This is a genomic window from Streptomyces sp. NPDC096013 (genome assembly GCF_044763565.1).
In the GTDB taxonomy this organism is placed as follows: Bacteria; Actinomycetota; Actinomycetes; order Streptomycetales; family Streptomycetaceae; genus Streptomyces.
Map to the genome: position 1 here is coordinate 125,647 of NZ_JBIWGK010000020.1, position 13,487 is coordinate 139,133.

At 70.9% G+C, this 13,487-nt stretch carries 11 protein-coding genes and 1 pseudogene; 3 read left to right on the forward strand and 9 right to left on the reverse strand.

Translation table 11 applies throughout. The annotated features are described in order from the left end of the window. Nucleotides 1-930 precede the first annotated feature (930 nt). The 8 genes from ACIRB1_RS41255 to ACIRB1_RS41290 form a co-directional block, all read right to left on the reverse strand. On the reverse strand, nucleotides 931-1,935 hold the full coding sequence (locus ACIRB1_RS41255) for a sugar phosphate isomerase/epimerase family protein (RefSeq protein WP_403469157.1): 1,005 nt from the start codon (nucleotides 1,933-1,935) through the stop codon (nucleotides 931-933). Continuing rightward, nucleotides 1,932-2,540: a nucleoside deaminase gene (locus ACIRB1_RS41260; RefSeq protein ID WP_403469158.1), complete on the reverse strand. Its 609-nt coding sequence runs from the start codon at nucleotides 2,538-2,540 to the stop codon at nucleotides 1,932-1,934. Before ACIRB1_RS41260 ends, ACIRB1_RS41255 begins: the two co-directional genes overlap by 4 nt. Further along, complete coding sequence (locus ACIRB1_RS41265; RefSeq protein WP_403469159.1) at nucleotides 2,537-4,084, reverse strand: GMC oxidoreductase; 1,548 nt, start codon at nucleotides 4,082-4,084, stop codon at nucleotides 2,537-2,539. Before ACIRB1_RS41265 ends, ACIRB1_RS41260 begins: the two co-directional genes overlap by 4 nt. Before the next feature lie 61 nt (nucleotides 4,085-4,145). After that, entirely contained in the window at nucleotides 4,146-5,291 is a 1,146-nt protein-coding gene (locus ACIRB1_RS41270) for an ROK family protein (RefSeq protein WP_403469161.1), read from the reverse strand. Then, a complete protein-coding gene (locus tag ACIRB1_RS41275; protein WP_403469162.1) occupies nucleotides 5,285-6,643 on the reverse strand; it encodes a carboxylesterase family protein in 1,359 nt (452 codons plus the stop codon). Before ACIRB1_RS41275 ends, ACIRB1_RS41270 begins: the two co-directional genes overlap by 7 nt. 14 nt (nucleotides 6,644-6,657) lie before the next feature. Further along, nucleotides 6,658-7,539, reverse strand: coding sequence for a carbohydrate ABC transporter permease (locus tag ACIRB1_RS41280; protein WP_403469163.1), 882 nt, complete (start codon nucleotides 7,537-7,539; stop codon nucleotides 6,658-6,660). Further along, complete coding sequence (locus tag ACIRB1_RS41285; RefSeq protein WP_403469164.1) at nucleotides 7,536-8,456, reverse strand: carbohydrate ABC transporter permease; 921 nt, start codon at nucleotides 8,454-8,456, stop codon at nucleotides 7,536-7,538. The genes ACIRB1_RS41280 and ACIRB1_RS41285 overlap by 4 nt, the downstream gene beginning before the upstream one ends. 7 nt (nucleotides 8,457-8,463) lie before the next feature. Beyond that, nucleotides 8,464-9,765, reverse strand: coding sequence for an extracellular solute-binding protein (locus ACIRB1_RS41290; protein WP_403469165.1), 1,302 nt, complete (start codon nucleotides 9,763-9,765; stop codon nucleotides 8,464-8,466). A gap of 345 nt (nucleotides 9,766-10,110) precedes the next feature. Here ACIRB1_RS41290 and ACIRB1_RS41295 point away from each other — a divergent pair. Then, nucleotides 10,111-10,588: pseudogene (locus tag ACIRB1_RS41295) on the forward strand (transposase family protein); the annotation flags it as partial. A 229-nt stretch (nucleotides 10,589-10,817) separates the two neighbouring features. Here ACIRB1_RS41295 and ACIRB1_RS41300 read toward each other — a convergent pair. Further along, nucleotides 10,818-11,384: a class I SAM-dependent methyltransferase gene (locus ACIRB1_RS41300; RefSeq protein WP_403469166.1), complete on the reverse strand. Its 567-nt coding sequence runs from the start codon at nucleotides 11,382-11,384 to the stop codon at nucleotides 10,818-10,820. 132 nt (nucleotides 11,385-11,516) lie between these two features. On the opposite strand from ACIRB1_RS41300, the gene ACIRB1_RS41305 reads away from it, so the two are divergent. Next, the gene (locus ACIRB1_RS41305; protein WP_403469167.1) at nucleotides 11,517-12,785 is read left to right on the forward strand and encodes a sensor histidine kinase; all 1,269 of its coding nucleotides are present in this window, start codon (nucleotides 11,517-11,519) and stop codon (nucleotides 12,783-12,785) included. Then, nucleotides 12,782-13,468: a response regulator gene (locus ACIRB1_RS41310; protein ID WP_403469168.1), complete on the forward strand. Its 687-nt coding sequence runs from the start codon at nucleotides 12,782-12,784 to the stop codon at nucleotides 13,466-13,468. Before ACIRB1_RS41305 ends, ACIRB1_RS41310 begins: the two co-directional genes overlap by 4 nt. Nucleotides 13,469-13,487: the final 19 nt, after the last annotated feature.

Here is a 13,487-nt window from a genome sequence, read left to right on the forward strand (position 1 = left end):
GTGACGTTCTCGGGTGGGCGCTGCGGAGAGCGGTGGTGACGTGAAGGGGTGGGTATCGCCTTCTGGGGGATAGCAATGGTTTCGAGTGCCGGCCGGGGTTGTGGTCGGTTCGTTGGCTGTGGGTGGTTGCCGTGGCGCGGGCTTGTCCTGGTGGTGACTGTGCTCAACGTGGGCTCCGGGCGAGAGGGGGCTGAGGGGGTTGATGATCAGCAGGGGCCTCATCCGAACCGGCAGCCACCCATTCGACCAGGTCGAACCAGCGCGACCCGGTGCCGACGAACGCCCGCAAGGCGCCGCCGATCTCCGGATTCACCCGCCAGCTGCTTCGTTCTGGGGACAGCCAGCCAGTCCTGGAGGCACGGCCTGTCCGTGCAGGAGCTGCCAGGCGCAGAATCAGGCCGCCGCAACCCGACGCGGCGCCGCAGTTCCCGGACCAAGGGGTGGTAGCGACAAACCCACCGCACGGCGCCGCCGAGTCGGCAGTGTCCACCAGGAGTCGGGCCATCGGCCGGGTCGGCGCGACGGGTCTCTTGGACACGACGTGCTTGCCGGACCGGAGGGGGGCGACCGCCCCGGTCGGCGCGCAGGCATTTGAGGCTGCAGACGTGCACGGCGTCGATCGTGTCGTCGTTCAGGACGGCATTGAGGTCCGGGTAGCTGACACTGACATCGACCTGCCAGCGCTCGGCCGCCGCTGGACTGCGCTTGCTCGTGGGCGTCGGGACGTCAGGACGCCGGCGACCTCGGCCCCGTTCGCGCGTGCGTCGCGCAGTTGGACGTCGCCGATCATGCCCGTGCCGAGGGCGGCGACCGGCAGGCGCCAGGTGTGTCACACCCGGGCGGCTGCGGTTGCCGTCACGGATGGGGGTGCGGGCCGAGTGGCAGTGTCGTCGGCGGAGGATGCGCGCGGGGAGCGGCCGGCGGGAGCCGTCACGCTCGGTTCGGCCGTTCGCTGTGCGCCGTGTGATCGTCCACCGCCGGGCACGCCCTGGCCCCCTCTACGACGGCTCTTCCCGCCCGCAGGGCGGCAACGGGATCAGCCGCCTCGTCCAGTTCGACGAGCACGATGTCGCCACCGGGCGTGCGGGACATCGCGTCGGCCCATGCCGGCCAGTCCACGATGCCGGTGCCCAGTTCGGTCATGTAGGGCTGTTGCCGGGCGAAGACGGTTTCGTCGATCGTGAGTTCGACGTCGATCGGTTTGACGGCGTCTTTCCAGTGCGCGAGCGCCACGCGCTGGGAGTGGCGGCGCGTGACGGCGACGGGGTCGCCTCCGCCGAGCGCGATGTGGCAGGCGTCGGGGCACAGCCACACGTAGCGCGGATCGGTCAGGGCCATGAACAGGTCGATGTCCCTCTCGTACCAGAGGGTGCTGTTGGACTCTGTGTGGAAGGCGAGCTTCACGCCGTAGCCGGAGACGGCCTCGCCGACCACGTGGGCGATGTCGGCCATCCGAGCCATGTATGCGGCGTCGACGAAGAACGGCGGACGCGTGCCGAACGTCGTGCGCATCGGCAGCCCGGTGACGAGCAGGTGCGCCCCCACCTCGGCGAGGAATCCGGCGCGTCGCTCGGCGTCGGCGACGATCGCGGGCAGGTTTCCGCTCTGCCGCCAGTCGGGTGCGTCGTCGCCGGCGACGAACGCGCTCACCACGGACAGACCACGGGCCGCCAGCGCGCGGCGGAAGGAGACCGCGCTGCCGAAGGCACGCAGCGCCGAGTCGATGTCGCCGGGCGCGAAGGTCAGCTCCAGGCCGGTCACTCCGGCCTCCGCCAGCGCTTCCATCACTCGTTCCCAGAAGTCCCGGGGATGGTCGCGGGCCCAGTCGCGCAGGGCGTCGGCGGAGTCCAGTCCCCAGAAGTCCGGGTGGTAGAAGGTGATGACGTCGGTTGCGAAACGCGTCAGCGGCGGCGCGGGCGGAGTCAGCTGTGTCATGCGGCGCCGCCGCGGGCGTTGTAGACGGTGACGCCGTCGGAGTCGACGGCGTCGCGGTAGCCGCGGAACACGGCCAGTGCCTCGTCCCGCAGCACATCCCCTATGACCTCGATGCCGCGCGCCTCGAACTGCTCGGCCCAGTCCGCGCCGAGCGGGCCCTCGTCGAAGGTCGTGATCTCCTCCAGGTCCGGCCCCTCACCCGCGACCACGAGCCCACGCACCCCGGACCACATCGTCGCGCCGTAACACTGCACGCACGGACGCCAGTTGACGACCAGCTCATGCGCCGGCGCGCCCTCGCCGCCGAGGTCCCAGCCGCCGGTCGCCGTCTGGGCGAGGCCCAGGGCGACGACCTCGGCATGCGCGCTGGAGACACCGGAGGCGAGTACGACGTTCACGCCGACCGAGACGATCCGGCCGGTGGCCCGCTCGGCGACCAGCGCGGCGAACGGACCGCCGTTGCCCTCGTGCCAATTGCGGTCGGCGAGACGGTGCACGAGGCGCATCCGGCCTTCGCGGTCGGGGATGACGGCGGGCACGTCGGCGAGTTCGTCGTCGATCCACGCGGGCAGCGCCACGCGGTATTCCTTCGGGATGTCGATCACGGCTGTCGGATTCCTCTCAGGGGGACGGCGGGTGTGGTGACGCTTGAGGCGACGGCGCGCGCGGCCCGCACGGCGGTCACCGCGCCGGCCAGCGTGACATTCGCGGCCATGGAGGTGGGGATCACGCCGTTGCCGGCGAGGTACAGGTTGTCGAAGCCCCACACCCTGCCGTCGGGGTCGCACACGCTGGTGCCGTCGTCCGCGCCGCCCGCCCGGACGGTGCCGGTCTGGTGCAGCGACGAGCCGGGCGGGAGCAGGGCCAGTTCGGTGCCGGGATCGAACGTGCCGAACTCCTCGGCGAGCGAGCGGACCTGGTCCAGGGCTCGGTCGATCAGCGTGCGGTCGCTGTCGGAGTAGCCGAACTCGACGGTGAAGCGTGGCATCCCGGCGAGGTCGGTCTCCGACTCCGAGAAGACGAGCCGGTTCTCGGGGCGGGACTCGACGGGGGCGTACAGCGACAGGCCCACCGAGTGTGCCAGGGGCCGACCGGCCTCATCGATGTACGTGCGGTTCATGATCTGGCCGTGGAAGGGCTGCGCGGCGCCGTTCTGCGGCAGCCAGAGCGAATCCGTGGCGAACTCGCCGGGGCGCGGCAGGGGCAGGGCGTCAAGGCCGATGCCGAACCGGTCGAGGTCGAGCAGTGCCCGGGCGCTGATGAACGCGTGCTCGTTGAGGTGACGGCCCAGTGCCTCGGGCCGTATGCCGGACGCGAAGAGCAGCTGCGGGGTGCGCAGCGCGTCGGCGCACACCACCACGGTGTCCGCGCAGAGTTCGGACTCGACGCCGTCGGCGACCCGCCGCAGCCGGGCACCGGACACCCGGCCGCCCTCGGTGAGGAGAGCGGTGGCGAGGGTACCGGTCAGGAGCGCGAAGGCCGGGTCCCCGCCCGTCGCGATGGGGGGAAAGACCGTGCCCGGAGCCGTGCGCGGCATGGGTCCCGTGGGTGTCACGGTGACCGCCATGGGCATCGGCTGAGGCCGCCGGTCCTCCGGTCCGACGCCTTCGAAGCGCCGGCCCAGGACGTCGAGCACCTTCCGGCCGACCGGGGTCGGCCCGATCGCGGCGGGTGTGACCGCGAGCAGTCGGCGTGCGGTGTCCAGATCCGCGGCCCAGCGCTCCGGGTCACCGAAGTCGAACACCTCGTCCCCGGCGGGCCAGGGGGTCGCGGCGGTCCAGTGCACGCCCATGCCGCCCGCGTTCCACGCGAGTGCGGCGGCCGGCATCGCCTCGGCGTCCTCGCCGAAGGCGAGCGCGTGGAACATGCCGGGCGCCAGGCCGGTGATGCTGCCGGCGATGTCACGCACGACTTCGGCGCCCGTGTACAGGCCCTGGACGCCGGTGGCGACCTGCTCGTTGTAGCGCGACCAGAGGGTGGGGTCGTCGAGGTCGTGCAGGTGCAGGCCGGGGGTCGCGCCGATGGGCCGTCCGCCGTCGACCATGGTGATGTCCAGGGCCGGATCGGCGTCGCGCAGCAGCCGGGCCACGGTGGATCCCATGATGCCGCTGCCCACGATGAGAACGCCGGTCCTGCTGGTGCCGGTCATGGGTGGGGCTCCTGTCCTGTGAAACCGGTTGTGGGGGGATGAACGCGGAAGGGCCGCGCGATCAGGTGTGGGGGACGAGCGGGCCGAACAGCTCGGTGTCCATGTGGTCGAGCACGAACTTGACGGCGCCGATGACCGGGCCGTCGGAGCCCAGTACGGTGGCGCACACCTCGACGGGAGGGGTGCGGGCGCCGTGCATCGTCTCTCGCACCCGGGGCAGCAGCACATCGGCCGCGTCCTCCAGACCGCCGGCGAGCACGATGAGCGAGGGCGCGATCGTCCACGACAGGGTGGTGAGGATCGACGCGATGTTCTCCACGAACTCGTCGACCTCCGCGAGCGCCGCCGTGTCGCCCGCCCGGGCGGCGGCGAAGCGGTCGAGCGCGACGCGCCGCCGGTCGGGGTCCGGTGAGGTCAGCCACGCGACGGGACGGTTCTCGACCGAGCCGGCGGGTAGCGACACCGCCTCGGCGATCTCGCCCGCGGCGCCTTCGAGGCCGCGGTGTACGTCCCCGCGGATGAGGATGCCGAGACCGGTCCGGTTTCCGAGCATCGCCCACACGACGTTGTCGTGGTCACCGGCCGCACCCCGCCAACGCTCGGCGAGCGCGCCGAGGTTGGTGTCGTTGTCCGCGAACCAGGGCACCGGGACGCGCTGCCCGAGTTCCTTGGGCAGGTGCACGCCCTCCCACTGCGTCGTGTGCACCAGGCGCCGTACGACACCGTCGTCGTCGATCGCGCCACCGCTCGCGACCGCGCCCGCCCGCAGCCGGTCCGCCGTTCCGCCCGCGTCGTGCAGGGCCTCCCGTACCAGTGCCGCCGCGTCGTCGAGCGTGGCGTGCGGATCCTGGTAGTCACGCAGTCGTTGGTGCGCCCGGCCGACGATCCGGCCGCGCACGTCGGCGACGACCGCGGACCCGTCCAGGGTGGTGATACGCACCGCCGCCAGCAGTGCGTGGTCGGCCCGCAGTTCGTACCGACGGGCGGGGCGTCCGGCGCTGCCGGTCACCGGGACCCGGTCGAGTTCGCTCACCCAGCCCGCGTCGACGAGCGTGTCCAGGACGACCTCGATGGTGCGGCGGGACAGGCCGACCCGCTCGGACAGTTCGGCCAGCGTCATCGGCCCGGCCGACACCGCCAGCGTGCGCAGGATCACCGAGGTGTTGACCCGTCGGACGGCGCTCTGGTTCATCCCGGGCATCAGCATCTCCCCATCGCCCCGGAGGCCGCTGGCACCACGGGGTCGAACACGCCTGTTGTGTCGGCTGACGGTGCCGCCCCGGGCCTGCCGTACTCGCGGGCGGGGTCGCCGGGCCGCCCGGCCGCCGGCTGCCAGGCCGGGGACCGACCGTGCACGAACGCGGCCAGGTCGGCGTGCATGGCCGTGGCGAGTTCGGGGGGCGGCCGAGTGCCGAGGGCCTCGGTGCTGCCCGGTGCGTCGAGCACGTCGAAGAAGAAGGGGATGTCGACGCAGTGCGTGGAGCCTCCGGTGACCGGGGAGGGCCATTCGAAGGAGTACAGCCAGGTGCCGGCGACGGCGTCGCGACGCGCGCTCGCCGTACGCGGACAGGCGGCGCGGAACAGGGTGTCCGTGACCCGGGTGCCCGCCGCGCGGGCGGCGGTGTTGCGGATCGTCGGGGCGCCGCCGTCGAACTCGTCGCCCGTCGCGCCGAGCAGCAGCGGTACGTCCTGCCCGTGCGTGGCCAGTCCCTCGGCGGCGGGCACCGGAAGGACGTCGTCGCCGACGACCGGACCGAGCACGAGCGGGTCGTCGTCGCCGCGTCCGTGCCGCAGCAGCCGTACGCCCTGCTGAAGACTCTCCACCGTGCGGCCGGCGAAGCCGTCACGTGTCGGCGGCACGCCGAGTCGGTCAGCGAGTCGTCCGGCGAAGCCGCGCGCGGTGTCCGTGCCCACCTCGAAGAGACCGCCCGACACACTGACCGCACGGTGGAAGCGGCCGACGCCGAGAGGCGAGGAAAGCAGCGCGAGCACCGCCGCGCCTCCCGCCGACTGTCCGGCGACGGTGACCCGGTCAGGGTCACCGCCGAAGGCCGCGATGTTCTCCCGCACCCAGTCCAGTGCGAGCAGCAGGTCGCGCAGTCCGAGGTTCGGGGGTACGCCCTCCAGCGGGGCGAACCCGTCGACGCCGAGCCGGTAACCGGGCGTCACGGTGACGATTCCGTCGCGGGCGAAGGCCCGGCCGTCGTACCACGGACTGGCCGGGCTGCCCGCGAGGAACCCTCCGCCGTGGATCCACACCAGCACCGGGCAGGCCACCGCGTCCACGGGGGCGACGACACCCAGGTTCAGCACGTCGTCTCCCGGCACCGACGGCTCCGGAACGGTGGTCGTGTCGAACAACGGCACGTGCTGCGAGGTCGCACCGTGCCGGGTCGCGTCGAACGATTGTGTGAACCGGCCTCGTGGCACCGGCGCCGCGAACCGCCGCGCGCCGACAGGTGCCTCGGCGAACGGAATGCCGAGGAATCGCCGTACCCGGCCGGTGCGGCGGCCGGCGACCGTACCCGCGGGAGCCTGCACCAGGTCGACTGCGTTCACCGCATCCGCCCCGGTCACCGCATTCCCGTTCCGGAGACGCCCTGCACGAAGTACCGCTGCAGGAACAGGAAGAGGACGAGGACCGGGAGCATCACGACGATCGCGCCGGCGAGCATCAGGCCGTAGTCGGTGACGTGCGCGGCGGCCTGGCTGGTGGCGGCGAGGCCCACAGGCAGCGTGTAGGTGGAGGTGCTCTGGGCGACGATGAGCGGCCAGATGAAGTTGTTCCACGAGTAGAGGAACGACATGATCGTGATCGTCGCGACCGCGGGGCCGGCCAGTGGCAGGAAGATCCGGAAGAAGATCCGGAGCTCTCCCGCCCCGTCGATCCGGGCCGCTTCCAGCAGCTCGTCGGGGACCGACAGAGCGTACTGGCGCATGATGAACACGGACAGCGGCAGCGCCGCGCTGGGCAGGGCGATACCGGTGAGGGTGTCCGCCAGACCCATGTCGACGGTGATCACGAACTGGGTGACGAAGACCGTGCCGAACGGCACCATCATCGCCGCCATGACCGCGCCGAACGCGATCCGTCTGCCCGCGAAGTCAAGCTTGGCGAGCGCGTAGCCCGCGGCCGATGCCGCCACGATGTTCCCGGCGACGACGATGGCCGCGACCACGATGCTGTTCACCAGGAACCGGCCGAAGCCCTCGGTCCGGAACAGCCGGGTGAAGTTGCCGAGGGTGACGTGGTGCGGGAGCCAGGCGCCCGGGTCGGAGCGGATCTCACCGAGGCTGCGCAGCGAGCCGCTGACCACCCAGACGAACGGCAGCAACGTGAGCAGCGCACACAGTACGAGCGCGCCGTACAGCAGGGGACGGCCGACGGACCGCCGGCGCACGTCTGTCCGTTCGCCCGTCATCTCGGCATTCCGTGGTGCGGCGATGGTGGTCATGCGCGAGGCCTCAGCATTCGGAACTGGACGATGCTCACCAGCGTCACGACCAGGAGCATCACGAAGGACGCCGCCGAGGACATACCGAACTCGCCGACCCCGAACTGGTGGTAGGTGTACAGCGCCATCGACTCGGTGGAACCCAGCGGGCCGCCGTTGGTGAGCAGATACGGCTCGTCGAACACCTGGAGGTAAAAGACGGTCAGGAGCACCGACACCATCAGGGTGGTCGGCATGAGCAACGGCAGGGTGATGTGCCTGAGCTGCCGCAGGCGGCCGGCCCCGTCCAGGGACGCTGCCTCGTACACGTCCTGCGGCACCGCCTGTAGTCCGGCGAGGAACAGCACCATCGCGATGCCGAAGTTGCGCCAGACACCGAGGGCGATCACCACGGGCATGGCCAGGTGCGCGTCGTCCAGCCAGTTCGGCCCGGCGAAACCGATGGCACCGAGCACCTTGTTGACGGTCCCGTCGGTGTTGAAGGCGTACTGCCAGATCATGGCGACCGCGACGACGTTCGTGACGACCGGTGCGAAGAAGACGGTACGGAAGACACCGCGCAGCCGCCGGATGCCGGAGTTGAGCGCCAGGGCGAGCGCGAACCCGAGCCCCATCGTCAACGGCACACCGACGGCCACGAACAGGAGGGTGTTGAGGATGTCCCGCAGGAAGGTCGGGTCCTCCAGCAGCCGGAGATAGTTCTGAAATCCGGTGAAGTCGACGGCGAACGGATGCCGCAGGTCCGCGCCGCGCAGATCGGTGAGGCTGAACCCGAGCGCGGCGACGGTCGGTATCGCCGTGTAGAGCAGGAACACCAGGGCGAACGGTGCGAGAAACAGCCAGGCGACAGCCGTTCGCCGGGTGCCCCGGGGCCGACGCGGGCCGCGCGGTGTCGCCGACCCGATGGTGGCGGTCATCCGGGGATCACCCCTTGCCCGTGCCGAGGCTCTCGGCGTACGCCTGGACGTTCGAGGCTGCCTTCGCGGCGGTTCCCTTGCCCTTGGCCACGGCTTCCATCTCCTTGCCCAGCCGGGTGGCGACCTGCTGCCAGGTGCTCACCTGCGGGAACGCCCGGGTGTTCTTCAACTGGGTGAGGAAGGCATCCAGCAGCGGCTGGCTCGCCAGGGCCGGGTTGGCCCAGGCGGCGACGACCGCCGGCAGCGAGCTGTACGCCTTGTACTGCGCGACCTGGGTGCCCGGCTGGGAGATGTACCGGATGAGCTTCCAGGCGGCGTCCGCGTTGCCGCTGTCGGCGAGCACGCCCCAGCTGCCCCCGGCGGAGAAGGAGACACTGCCCGACGAACCGGCAGGCAAGGGTGCGGTGGCCACGTGGGATGCCGTCCAGCCATTCTTCTTCGCGACGGCGTCGAGCTGGCCGATGACCCACGGCCCCGTGATCATGCAGGCGGTCTTCCCCGACACGAAATACGGCTGCGCGTCGAGGAACGTGGGCCCACTGCTGTCGGCGGCGCCCGAGGTGAAGAACGACGCGTTGTACTTGATCGCGTCGACCATCTCCGGCGTGTCGAGGGTCCACTTGCCGCCGGACGAGAGCAGCGAGCCACCCGCCTGCCACGCGTACATCGCGACATCCTGGCCGTTGAAGATGTCCCAGCCGATGTCCGCCCCGAGGGCGCGCCCGGCGCCCGCGCCCTGCAGCCCCTTGAAGAACGGCACCACCTCGTCCCACGTCGTGGGCGCCTTGACACCCGCCTTCTTGGCGAGGTCGGAGCGGTAGACGAGCGCGTAGGTGTAGGCGTACCAGGGCACCGTGTAGGCGACGTTCTTCACCACACCGGCGTCCCAGGAACTCGCGAAGAAGGCGGACGGGTCGACCAGACCGTCCGGGACGGGCCGCAGGATCGACGGATCGAGGAACTGCGCCTGCGCCTCGGAGAAGAACTGGGCGACATCGGGCCCCTTGCCCGCCGCTATCGCCGACTGGAGCTTGGTGTAGTACTCGGCGTTCGGGATCAGCGTGAACTTCACGTCGAGATCGGGATTCGCGGCCTTGAAGGGCTTGAGGACCTTGTCGAGCACGTCGGCGTCGCCCTGGGCGGCCCAGACGTTGACAGTTCCCTTGGCCGGGGCGTTGTCGACGTGCTTGCCGGTGGCCGCGGTCGAGGTGCTGTCGTTGCCGCGGCCGCATCCGGCCAGGGTGAGGCTACCGAGGAGAGCCGTGCCGGCGGTCAGCCGTAGGACACCGCGTCTGGAGGGGTTGGACACGCTGAGCTCCTGTCACCTTGCGCTGAGCACGCGGGGGTATTTCGGGGAAAGTAGCGATTTCGATCCGATGCGAACCGATGGGAAGGATGGTGCCTTTACGGCGTTGCAGTGACCGTAGGGGCGACGGGTTGCGGCAGCGTCGCGTGCCCATCACGTCGAAATTTCGGAAGTTGTAGCGAAATCCCTCGTCAGGGCCGCCGCGATCTGGTCGTCCGAGCGCATCCGACCTGGTCCGGGGTCTACCGCGGAGCGACCACCTCGCCCACGGGGTTCCCCACATCGGCCGGTAAGCCGCTCTGCCCGGCGCGGTTCAGGCGCCCCGACCGACCCACGACGTGCGACGTCCGCGGCGGCTGCCGGGCCTTCGTATCGGGCACGAAGAAGCAGAACACGATGAAGGCCACCGTCAGCGCGGACCAGCACGGGCGCATCCTATGGGCCGACGGCCTGCGGTCAGAACGGATGCACGACGTCACCGCCGCCCGAACGGCCGGCACCAGCACCTGCTTTGACCACACCGACCGGGTCCAGGTTCTCCTTGTTCTCCTTGATGACGGCTACCTCGCCCTCAGCCGAGACCACCCGAGGGAAAGCCCTCACCCCACCACGCACGCTGCGACCAGGAGTAAGAGCGCCCTTTGTCGAACTTCGGGAATGCCAGCGGCACGACTACTCCTCGCAACGGATCACCGTCGAACACGCCCTCGCCGACCACAAACGCTGGAAGCAACTTCAACGCTGGACCCAGCGCCGCGACGGGTTGCCCGACACCTACCGAGCCATCGCCGACCTTGTCTGCGACCACACAGCCACCATCCAGTGATGAGACCTACGGTCCTTGATCGATCCGGCGACACTCCGCGACCCGGGTCCATGCGACGTCCGGTAGACGAACTCGTCAGGATGTCAACGACGATCATCAGCACACTACGACCACCGGATCGACAACGTCGGCAACCTCGACAGGGACCCGGTGTTCTGCTGCTGACAACGGAACGTCAGTGGCACTTGAGGGCCACGCAGACCGTCTGATCGACGAACCTCCGCTCCGGTCATAGCCTCTGGGTTGCCCGGTGCACGAAAGCGGGCGGCAGGTTCGCCCACACTGTCCTCGAGCGTTCCAACCGGTCGAAACGGCAGGCCAGTTCGGCGGTGAGGTGACGTGCGGGCGGGGTCCAGGCCGCGTGCACATAGGCGAAGGTGGTGAACCGGCCACCGGGCGCGAGGACTTCGGTCACGGCATCAAGGATGTGCCCGCGCCGGTCCTGCGGCATGACCGTCCACGGCAGCCCGGAGACCACCACGTCGACCGGTTCGCCGACCGCGGTGGTCAGCTCGTCCGCCGAACCGTGCACCACGGTCAGCCGGCTGTCGCGCCGGGTGGCTGACAGCCGGGCGGCGAGCACCGGGTTGAGCTCGACGGCGACGAGTCGTGCGTCGGGGGCGAGCCGGGCGAGGATCGCGTCGGTGAACACCCCCGTCCCCGGGCCGAGCTCGGCGACGGTCCGGGCCCGCTCCAGGCCGACGCCGTCGGTCATCGCGTACGCCAGTCGTCGTGAACTGGCGGCCACAGCACCGGTCATGAGGGGGCGTCTGAAGAACTCGGTGGTGATCGACATGGCGGCCATGGTGGAAACGCCTCGGGTGGCCGCACGTCGTATCCCCGGCCGGTGTGCGTACGACTGCGGGAGGACCCCGTGACGCCCACCAGGACGATGCCGGGGCCCGGGCTGCGGCCGTAGCGTGAGGCGGTGCAATGGCTGATGGAGACCCTGCCCCGCCTGCGCCGCGGACATCCGTGGCTGACGGACCTGCTCCTGGTCGTGCTGGTGGCCGTGCCCCCGGTGATCCGTCCGCAGCCGGGCTGGCGGCCCGTGTGGGTGCAGGCGGTCGTGTATGTCACCCTGGTGCTGCCCCTGCTGTGGCGTCGCCGCCGGCCGGTGCTCGTCGCGGCCCTGCTGACGGCTGGGTTCTGGGCGCAGTATCTCGGGCAGGTGTGGGGACAGGAGCCGGGACGCGGCGCCGTCGCTCTGGCGGCCGTCCTGGCTACCCTCACGGTGCGTGGCCTGCGCCGGGCCGCCGCGGTGACGGTGATCTGTGTCGCCGGCTGCGTTGCGCTGTGGATTCCCGCCTGGCAGCGGGTCTACGTCGGTCCGGGTGCCCGCGGTGCCTGGCTCACCCCGCTCGCGGTGGGGCTCCTGTTGGGCGGCGCCTGGGTGTTCGGCGAGTACGTCCGTGCGCGGCGGGCCTATGTCGCCGAGTTCGAGCGGCGGGCCACGCTCGCCGAGTCGGAGCGTGTCGCCCTGGCCCGGGTCGCCGTCGCTGAGGAGCGGGCTCGCATCGCCCGCGAGATCCATGACGTCCTCGCGCACAGTGTGAGCGTGATGGTGCTGAACGCCGAGGGCGGCAGGCTGATGCGGCACGCCGACCCCACGGTCGTCGACCGCACCCTCGGTGTCATCAGCGCGACCGGGCGCGAGGCCCTGGACGAACTGCGGCGGCTGCTGGAAGTGCTGCGCACGCCCGACGCGGAGGGCTCATCCAACGGCCCCGGACTCGGGCCCTGCCCAGGTGGGCCCGGCGAGTCCCTCTCGGCCGATCTGCGGCGGCTGGTCGGACGCCTCAACACGATTGGCACACGCACCCGGCTGGACCTGGACGGAGAGGCAGACGGCCTCACGGCGGATCTCAGCGCGCAGACCTACCGCATCGTGCAGGAGGCGCTCACCAACGTCGTCAGGCACGCGCCGCCGGACGCCACGATCCATGTACGGGTCGACACCGGTGCCCAGAAGCCCGGGCGGATGGTCCGTGTCCAGGTGGAGAACTCGGCCGGAGCGGGAGCCGTCCCTGAGCACCCCAGCCCGCTTGTCTCCCGTGGTCATGGACTCACCGGCATGCGCGAGCGCGCCGCCTTGTACGGCGGGAGCGTCGACGCCGGCCCCACACCCGACGGGGGCTACCGGGTCACCGCCTCTCTGCACCCCACCGAGCCCGAGCCCACCACGGCGACCCGATGACCGGCCCGACTGCCACCCCGTCCCCCTCGCGGGTGCTGATCTGCGACGACCAGGAACTGATCCGGATGGGGCTGCGCATGGTCATCGACAGCCAGCCCGACCTCACCGTGGTGGGCGAGGCCGCCGACGGCGACGCGGCGATCGCGGGCGTGGCCGCCCTGGAGCCGGACCTTGTCCTGATGGACGTACGCATGCCCGGCCTGGACGGACTCGCCGCGACCGAGCACCTCTGCGCGCAGACCCATGGCCCCCGGATCCTCATCGTCACCACCTTCGACCTCGACGAGTACGCCTACGCGGCCCTGCGTGCCGGCGCGAACGGCTTCCTTGTCAAGGACGCTCCCGCCGAGGAGATTCTGGTCACCGTCCGCGCGGTACTGCGGGGCCAGGTCATGGTGGCGCCCTCACTCACCCGGCGCCTGGTCGAACGCTTCGTCCTGCAATCCCCCATGTCCGTGCCCGCCCAGCGCAGACGCCTGGCCTCGCTAACCGACCGGGAACGGGAGGTCCTCGCCCTGGTCGCCCGGGGGCTGGCCAACGGCGAGGTCGCCGAGCGTCTCTTCGTCGGGGAGACGACCGTCAAGACCCACCTCGGCCGCATCCTGACGAAACTCGGCCTCCGCGACCGTATCCACGCGGTGATCTTCGCCTACGAGAGCGGGCTGGTACGGGCCGGGGGCTGACTGCCCGGCAGACCGCCCA

Excerpts from the sequence above, each read along its gene's own strand:
- ACIRB1_RS41255 (WP_403469157.1), bottom strand. The coding sequence starts at position 1,935 with ATGACACAGCTGACTCCGCCCGCGCCGCCGCTGACGCGTTTCGCAACC.
- ACIRB1_RS41265 (WP_403469159.1), bottom strand. The coding sequence starts at position 4,084 with ATGACCGGCACCAGCAGGACCGGCGTTCTCATCGTGGGCAGCGGCATC.
- ACIRB1_RS41270 (WP_403469161.1), bottom strand. The coding sequence starts at position 5,291 with ATGCTGATGCCCGGGATGAACCAGAGCGCCGTCCGACGGGTCAACACC.
- ACIRB1_RS41280 (WP_403469163.1), bottom strand. The coding sequence starts at position 7,539 with ATGACCACCATCGCCGCACCACGGAATGCCGAGATGACGGGCGAACGG.
- ACIRB1_RS41285 (WP_403469164.1), bottom strand. The coding sequence starts at position 8,456 with ATGACCGCCACCATCGGGTCGGCGACACCGCGCGGCCCGCGTCGGCCC.
- ACIRB1_RS41300 (WP_403469166.1), bottom strand. The coding sequence starts at position 11,384 with ATGTCGATCACCACCGAGTTCTTCAGACGCCCCCTCATGACCGGTGCT.
- ACIRB1_RS41310 (WP_403469168.1), top strand. The coding sequence starts at position 12,782 with ATGACCGGCCCGACTGCCACCCCGTCCCCCTCGCGGGTGCTGATCTGC.